Below are 6993 nucleotides of genomic sequence, written 5' to 3'. Positions count from 1 at the left end.
TATGCCCGCAATGTGCTGGACTTCCTCAAGCTCATCTTGACCAAGGAGGGCACGCTGAACGTGGACATGGCCGACGACATCGTCGCGGCTTGCCTGGTGACCCAGGCTGGCGCGGTAACCCGCAAATAACAACGACAAGCCACAAAGACAAGAACAAGGAGCAAGACATGGACATTCTTTCCCCGACGATCACCAACCTGATCATCTTCGTGCTGGCCATCTACGTGGGCTACCACGTGGTCTGGACTGTTACCCCGGCACTGCACACGCCGCTGATGGCAGTGACCAACGCCATCTCGGCCATCGTCATCGTCGGCGCCATGCTGGCGGCTGCGCTGACCGAAACCACCTTGGGCAAGACCATGGGCGTGCTGGCCGTGGCGCTGGCGGCGGTCAACGTGTTCGGCGGCTTCATGGTGACCCGGCGCATGCTGGAGATGTTCAAGAAGAAGGACAAGAAGGCCCCTGCGGCTGAGCAAGGAGCGGGCAAATGAGCATGAATTTCGTCACGCTGCTGTATTTGATAGCCAGTGTTTGCTTCATCCAGGCGCTCAAGGGCCTGAGCCATCCCACCACCTCCATCCGCGGCAATCTGTTCGGCATGGTCGGCATGGCGATTGCCGTGCTGACCACGGCGGCACTGATCGTCAAACTGGCGCAGGGCAACCTGGGTGGCATGCTGTATGTGCTGGTCGGCCTGCTGGCCGGCGCCGCCTACGGCGCCTGGCGTGCCAAGACGGTGGAGATGACCAAGATGCCCGAGCTGGTGGCCTTCTTCCACAGCATGATCGGCCTGGCCGCGGTGTTCATCGCCGTGGCGGCCGTGGCCGAGCCCTATGCCTTTGGCATCGTCGCCAAGGGCTTACCGATCCCGGTGGGCAACCGGCTCGAGCTGTTCCTGGGCGCGGCCATCGGTGCGGTGACCTTCAGCGGCTCGGTGATCGCCTTCGGCAAGCTCTCGGGTACCTACAAGTTCCGCCTGTTCAAGGGCGCGCCGGTGGTGTTCCCCGGCCAGCACAAGCTGAACCTGGTGCTGGGCCTGGCCACCATAGCTCTGGGCCTGGTATTTGCGGCCACCGAGAGCTGGCCGGCCTTCTTCGCCATGCTGGCACTGGCCTTCGTGATGGGTGTGCTGCTGATCATCCCTATCGGTGGCGCCGACATGCCGGTGGTGGTGTCGATGCTGAACAGCTATTCCGGCTGGGCCGCGGCCGGCATCGGCTTCAGCCTGAACAACAGCATGCTGATCATCGCCGGCTCGCTGGTCGGCTCCTCGGGGGCGATCCTGAGCTACATCATGTGCAAGGCCATGAACCGCTCGTTCTTCAACGTGATTGGCGGCGGCTTCGGCGGTGATGCGGCAAGCGCATCGGCGGGTGCGGCCGTGCAGCGCGCGGTGAAGAGTGGCAGCGCGGATGACGCGGCCTTTGTGCTGGGCAATGCCGAAACCGTGGTCATCGTGCCCGGCTACGGCCTGGCCGTGGCGCGGGCCCAGCATGCGGTCAAAGAGTTGGCGCAAAAGCTCACCGCGAAGGGCGTCAACGTCAAATACGCGATCCACCCGGTGGCCGGGCGCATGCCGGGCCACATGAACGTGCTGCTGGCCGAGGCCGAGGTGCCTTACGACCAGGTGTTTGAGATGGACGACATCAACGGCGAGTTCGGCCAGGTGGACGTGGCCATCATCCTGGGTGCCAACGACGTGGTGAACCCTGCCGCGCATGTGAAGGGCAGCTCCATCTATGGCATGCCCATCCTGGAGGCCTACAAGGCCAAGACCATCATCGTCAACAAGCGCAGCATGGCCGCCGGCTATGCGGGGCTGGACAACGAGCTGTTCTACATGGACAAGACCATGATGGTGTTTGGCGACGCCAAGAAGGTGGTGGAAGACATGGGTAAGGCCATTGAGTGAGTACCCTCCTCGCTCCCCACCTTGGCTTTGTTTATATACACTGCATGCGCAGACGAAATACGATCCGAGGCTAGTTACCCACACCCGGATACACGTCCATCCAGACTCCCCGAACATGCACACTTGATTGAGTCCACAAGCCTTCTACGCAGACCCCACCTGCACCATCAGCTACGAATTAAATAGCATGCGACTTCTTGGCATAGACCCCGGCCTGCAGACCACCGGCTTCGGCATCATCGACGTGGATGGCTCCAATCTCGGCTATGTAGCCAGCGGCACCATCAAGACCACGCACCTAGACCTGGGCCAGCTGCCGGCGCGCATCAAGATCCTGTTCGATGGCATTTGCGAAGTCAGTGCCCGCTACCAGCCAGACGCAGCATCGGTCGAGATCATTTTCGTGAACGTGAATCCACAATCGACTCTGCTATTGGGCCAGGCCCGCGGCGCCTGCCTGGCCGCGCTGGGCTGCGGCAACCTGCCGGTGTCCGAATACACCGCGCTGCAAATGAAGAAAGCCGTGGTCGGCCACGGCCGGGCCGACAAATCGCAGGTGCAGGAAATGGTCAAGCGCTTGTTGAAGCTGCCCGTGCTACCGGGCAAGGACGCGGCCGACGCGCTGGGCATGGCCATCACCCACGCACACGTAGGCCACGCCATGGCCCGTCTGGCCCAAGCCACACCACTGGCCCGAAAAACCAGCGGCATGTACCGCGACGGGCGCACGCACTAGATCAGCTGTGGCCAATGGCGAGGTGTGAACTGGCCGGTTCGTCGTTGAGCTTGAAGCGGCGCACCGCGCTGTTCAGATGCGCGCACTGCTCACGCAGCGATTCCGAAGCGGCAGCCGACTCCTCCACCAGCGCGGCATTCTGCTGCGTCATAGTGTCCAGATGCTGCACGGTGGCCCCCATCTCGCCGATGCCACGGCCCTGCTCGGCGGCCGAAGTGGCGATCTCCCGAATGATGTCTGCCACGCCGCGCACGCTACCCACGATTTCACCCATGGTCTGCCCTGCATCGCGCACCTGCTGGGCACCGCTATTGACGCTAACCACCGAGGCGCCGATCAGGGATTTGATTTCGCCAGCGGCCTGGGCCGAGCGCTGGGCCAAACTGCGCACTTCGCTGGCCACCACGGCAAAACCACGACCCTGCTCGCCGGCGCGCGCGGCTTCCACGGCGGCATTCAATGCCAGGATGTTGGTCTGGAAAGCGATGCCATCGATCACACCAATGATGTCAGCGATTTTCTTGGAGCTGGCATTGATGTCGTCCATGGTGCGCACCACCTTGGACACCGCCGCGCCGCCGCGCTCGGCCACCTCGGCAGCACTCGCAGCCAGGCGATTGGCGTGGGCAGACGAGTCGCTGTTCTTCTGGGTGGTTTCATGCAGCTGCTCCATGGAGGCGGAGGCCTCTTCCAAACTGGCTGCGGTTTGTTCGGTGCGGTTGCTCAAGTCCTGGTTGCCGGACGCCATTTCGCCGCTGGCCAAGGCAATACGCTCGCCGGCCTCCATCACCTGACGGACCAGGCCGCGCAACGCGTCCTGCATCAAGCCCATGGCCTGCACCAATTGGCCTACCTCGTCCTGGCGTGTCGCACTGACCTCGTCCGACAAATCACCCTGGGCGATACGGTTGGCCAACTCCTGAGCACGGGACAGCGAACCGGTAATGGAGCGTACCGTTATGACTGTCACAGGCACCAAAACCAACAACGCCAGCACTACGATGCCAATCTGCAAACGCAGCAGCATATTGGTGCGTGTATCGATGTCGTGCACCGCCGCACGCATCTGGGCGTGCGAGTTGACCGACAATTCACCCAATAACTTGTCTACCGTATCCATTTGCGGAGCCACACGCCCGGCATAAGCGGCTGCCACCGATCCATCGATCTGAGCAGCCTCGATCTGCCCCAGCACCGGGGTGATCGCATCTTCGTATTCCTTGAGCAGGGCCGGCGCCTTGCTGAGTGTCTGCACTGGGCCGGTGGCCGCGTATTTGCCTTGCAACAGCTGGCCCATCTGCTTGCGCAGCGAGGCCAGGGACTGCCCCCAGGAGGTTCGCAGAGTGGCCACCTCAACCGCGTTATTGGCGTTGACGATGGCGTCTTTTTCAATACGCCGCACCTGTGCCAGCGAGAAGCGCAGCTCGCCCACGTCCACCAGCACCTGCACCTGGTCGTCCACCATGGCATCCATGGTGGAACGGGTGTCGTTCAGTGCCCAGGTGCCGACCACGCCGACCAAGAGAAGCACAGCCAATGAAAATGCCATGCTGAAGTACAGCCTGGCGCGGATGGACAACATTTTCATAGCAAGCACAGGGCACCCCTTGTGTATCAAAAGGTTACGATAACGCAACTTTCGTTCCAGCCTAAGAGGGTAATCCAGGCAACTACCGGAATGTCAAAAACTTTGCTGGGCATTAGCGCAGCGAATACCGGACCACCTCCAGCGACGGCGCTATGCAATACGTTCGAGTACCAGAACACCGAAAAACCCCAGTGCCGCCAGCACGGTCCACTTCAAGATGCGCAGCCCCCAGAGTCGAAAGCGCTGCTGCCCCGTGCCGACATAGAACGCAAAGCACACACCGGCCCCCAGCAACAGGAACAGCACGGCCCAACGAAACAGCAGCATGGCTTGAGGGCTACCAGGCCCGCGCGAGCTGGGCGAAGCCGCTAGGCGCCTTGGCGGCGTCTTCGAAGGTCACGATCTCCCAGGCATCCGGGCGCAACATTAGTTCACGAACCAATTTGTTATTCAAGGCATGGCCGGACTTCATGGCGGTATAGCTGGCCAGCAGCGGCTTGCCCAGCATGTACAGGTCGCCCATGGCATCCAGCACCTTGTGCTTCACGAACTCGTCGTCATAGCGCAGGCCGCCGGCATTCAGCACCTTGTAGTCATCCATCAGAATGGCGTTGTCCATGCCGCCGCCCAGGCCCAGGCCGTTGGCACGCAGCATCTCGGCATCGCGGGTGAAGCCAAAGGTACGGGCGCGGGCGATGTCGCGGGTATAGGAGCCAGAACCCAGGTCGAACTCCACATGCTGGCCAGTGGAATCCACCGCCGGGTGGTCAAAGATGATGTCGAAACTGAGCTTGTAACCGTAGTAGGGCTCCAGCCGCGCCCATTTCTCGGCGCTGCCTGTGCCTTCGCGCACTTCCACTGGCTGGGTCACGCGCAGGAAGCGGCGCGGCGCGTTCTGCAACTCGATACCCGCCGTTTGCAGCAGGTACACAAAGGCCGCCGCCGAACCGTCCAGGATAGGCACTTCTTCGGCAGTGATATCCACATACATATTGTCGATACCCAGGCCGGAGCAAGCCGACATCAGATGCTCGACAGTAGACACTTTGGCCGAACCGACGGACACGGTCGTGGCCATGCGGGTATCGGTTACTGCCGTCACCGTCATGGGGATCTCGACAGGCACAGCCAGGTCGATGCGCCGAAACACAATGCCAGTATCCGGCGGTGCCGGCCGCAAGGTCAGCTCGACCCGCTGACCGGTATGCACGCCCACACCGACGGCACTGGTCAGGGACTTGAGAGTTCTTTGCTTGAGCATGCTGCGATTTTAGTTGCCCGCCCCGCCAACCACGATCAGCATGGTTGATGGCGGAGATTGGCGAAATTCATCCCCAAACCGCTTTTGCAGCGCCTCCCGGGCAGGCCTGGCCCACCCAAGAGGGCTTCATCAGTCGGCTTGCTTGCGTAGAAACGCCGGGATTTCGTAGTCGTCCATGCCGCCAGAGGACAAAGCGTCCACACGGGCACTGGCCTGGGTGCGGTTGGGCGTGCGCCACACGGCCGGACCGCGCAGGGCTTCGTAATCCGGCTGGGCAATGCCGCCCGTGGCAGCAGCGCCGGCGCCCATGCCCGTGGTCGGCAGGGTGAAGCCCACGTTGTCGGTACCCGTGCGTTGCACCACCACCTGCAGCGGGGCCGCTGCGCGGCGCTTGCTCAAGCCGGTGGCCACCACAGTCACGCGGATCTTCTCGCCCAGGCTGTCGTCATAAGCCGTGCCGTAGATCACATGCGCGTCAGGCGAAGCGTAGGCGCGGATGGTATTCATGGCCAGCTTGGATTCGCTCAGTTTCAGCGAGCCCTTGGCGGCGGTGATCAGCACCAGCACGCCCTTGGCGCCCGACAGGTCGATGCCTTCCAGCAGCGGGCAGGCCACAGCCTGCTCGGCAGCGATACGGGCACGGTCCGGGCCATCTGACACCGCGGTACCCATCATGGCTTTGCCGGGCTCGCCCATGACGGTGCGCACGTCTTCAAAGTCGACGTTCACGTGGCCGGGCACATTGATGATTTCGGCAATACCGCCCACCGCGTTCTTCAACACGTCGTTGGCATGGGCAAAGGCTTCGTCCTGGGTGACGTCGTCGCCCAGCACTTCCAGCAGCTTCTCATTCAGCACCACGATCAGCGAGTCCACATTGGCTTCCAGCTCGGCTAGGCCGTTATCAGCATTGGCCATGCGCTTGGGGCCTTCAAAGTCGAAAGGCTTGGTGATCACGCCCACGGTCAGAATCCCCATTTCCTTGGCCACGCGCGCGATCACGGGTGCTGCGCCGGTGCCGGTACCGCCGCCCATGCCGGCAGTGATGAACAGCATGTGTGCACCATCGATCGCAGCGCGGATATCGTCCACCGCCATTTCGGCTGCTTCACGCCCCTTGTCGGGTTTGCTCCCAGCGCCCAGGCCGCTCTGGCCCAGCTGGATGGTCTTGTGCGCCACGCTGCGGCCCAGGGCCTGCGCGTCGGTGTTGGCGCTGATGAACTCCACGCCTTGCACCGAGCAACCAATCATGTGCTCGACAGCATTGCCGCCGCCGCCGCCGACACCGATCACTTTGATCTGGGTGCCCAGGTTAAATTCTTCGACTTCAATCATTTCGATAGGCATATGTTTCTCCTGATATTCCAATTAAATGCAGTTGCGTGTATGAATGTGTTTGTTGTTTTTCTAAGAGGCATTTCACCTCCAGGGCGGATGGCAACTTCGCCATCGCCCGTTTAAAGGGGGACTTCCCCGCGCCAGCCAGATCTTGG

7 protein-coding genes and 1 pseudogene are annotated in these 6993 nt (G+C 61.9%); 4 read left to right on the top strand and 4 right to left on the bottom strand.

Features of this window, described 5'->3' with window-relative positions; translation table 11 throughout:
- The 4 genes and pseudogenes from AC07VY_RS12710 to ruvC form a co-directional block, all read left to right on the top strand.
- Positions 1-129, top strand: a pseudogene (locus AC07VY_RS12710) (NAD(P)(+) transhydrogenase (Re/Si-specific) subunit alpha); the annotation flags it as partial.
- Between the two features lie 38 nt (positions 130-167).
- Positions 168-494, top strand: coding sequence for an NAD(P) transhydrogenase subunit alpha part 2 (locus tag AC07VY_RS12705; protein ID WP_310377337.1), 327 nt, complete (start codon positions 168-170; stop codon positions 492-494).
- Complete coding sequence (locus AC07VY_RS12700; RefSeq protein ID WP_495097550.1) at positions 491-1915, top strand: NAD(P)(+) transhydrogenase (Re/Si-specific) subunit beta; 1425 nt, start codon at positions 491-493, stop codon at positions 1913-1915. Before AC07VY_RS12705 ends, AC07VY_RS12700 begins: the two co-directional genes overlap by 4 nt.
- Before the next feature lie 187 nt (positions 1916-2102).
- Entirely contained in the window at positions 2103-2651 is a 549-nt protein-coding gene (ruvC, locus tag AC07VY_RS12695; protein WP_495097551.1) for a crossover junction endodeoxyribonuclease RuvC, read from the top strand.
- 1 nt (position 2652) lies between these two features.
- Here ruvC and AC07VY_RS12690 read toward each other — a convergent pair whose 3' ends face one another.
- From AC07VY_RS12690 to ftsZ, 4 genes are all read right to left on the bottom strand, one after another.
- Positions 2653-4239: a methyl-accepting chemotaxis protein gene (locus AC07VY_RS12690; RefSeq protein WP_495074222.1), complete on the bottom strand. Its 1587-nt coding sequence runs from the start codon at positions 4237-4239 to the stop codon at positions 2653-2655.
- A gap of 150 nt (positions 4240-4389) precedes the next feature.
- Positions 4390-4566, bottom strand: coding sequence for a hypothetical protein (locus AC07VY_RS12685; RefSeq protein ID WP_495097552.1), 177 nt, complete (start codon positions 4564-4566; stop codon positions 4390-4392).
- A gap of 10 nt (positions 4567-4576) precedes the next feature.
- Positions 4577-5500 (bottom strand): UDP-3-O-acyl-N-acetylglucosamine deacetylase, encoded by a 924-nt coding sequence (gene lpxC / locus AC07VY_RS12680; RefSeq protein ID WP_495074079.1) that lies wholly within the window; start codon positions 5498-5500, stop codon positions 4577-4579.
- A 129-nt stretch (positions 5501-5629) separates the two neighbouring features.
- Positions 5630-6847: a cell division protein FtsZ gene (gene ftsZ, locus AC07VY_RS12675; protein WP_495097553.1), complete on the bottom strand. Its 1218-nt coding sequence runs from the start codon at positions 6845-6847 to the stop codon at positions 5630-5632.
- Positions 6848-6993: the final 146 nt, after the last annotated feature.

Source organism: Rhodoferax sp. GW821-FHT02C08 (assembly GCF_059421805.1).
The sequence above is the reverse complement of the archived record's forward strand: the minus strand, read 5'-3'. Positions and strand labels throughout refer to the sequence as shown.

What these genes read in the sequence shown, in the direction of transcription:
- AC07VY_RS12705 (WP_310377337.1), top strand. Translation starts at nt 168, where the DNA reads ATGGACATTCTTTCCCCGACGATCACCAACCTGATCATCTTCGTGCTG.
- AC07VY_RS12690 (WP_495074222.1), bottom strand. Translation starts at nt 4,239, where the DNA reads ATGAAAATGTTGTCCATCCGCGCCAGGCTGTACTTCAGCATGGCATTT.
- ruvC (WP_495097551.1), top strand. Translation starts at nt 2,103, where the DNA reads ATGCGACTTCTTGGCATAGACCCCGGCCTGCAGACCACCGGCTTCGGC.
- ftsZ (WP_495097553.1), bottom strand. Translation starts at nt 6,847, where the DNA reads ATGCCTATCGAAATGATTGAAGTCGAAGAATTTAACCTGGGCACCCAG.
- lpxC (WP_495074079.1), bottom strand. Translation starts at nt 5,500, where the DNA reads ATGCTCAAGCAAAGAACTCTCAAGTCCCTGACCAGTGCCGTCGGTGTG.
- AC07VY_RS12700 (WP_495097550.1), top strand. Translation starts at nt 491, where the DNA reads ATGAGCATGAATTTCGTCACGCTGCTGTATTTGATAGCCAGTGTTTGC.
- AC07VY_RS12685 (WP_495097552.1), bottom strand. Translation starts at nt 4,566, where the DNA reads ATGCTGCTGTTTCGTTGGGCCGTGCTGTTCCTGTTGCTGGGGGCCGGT.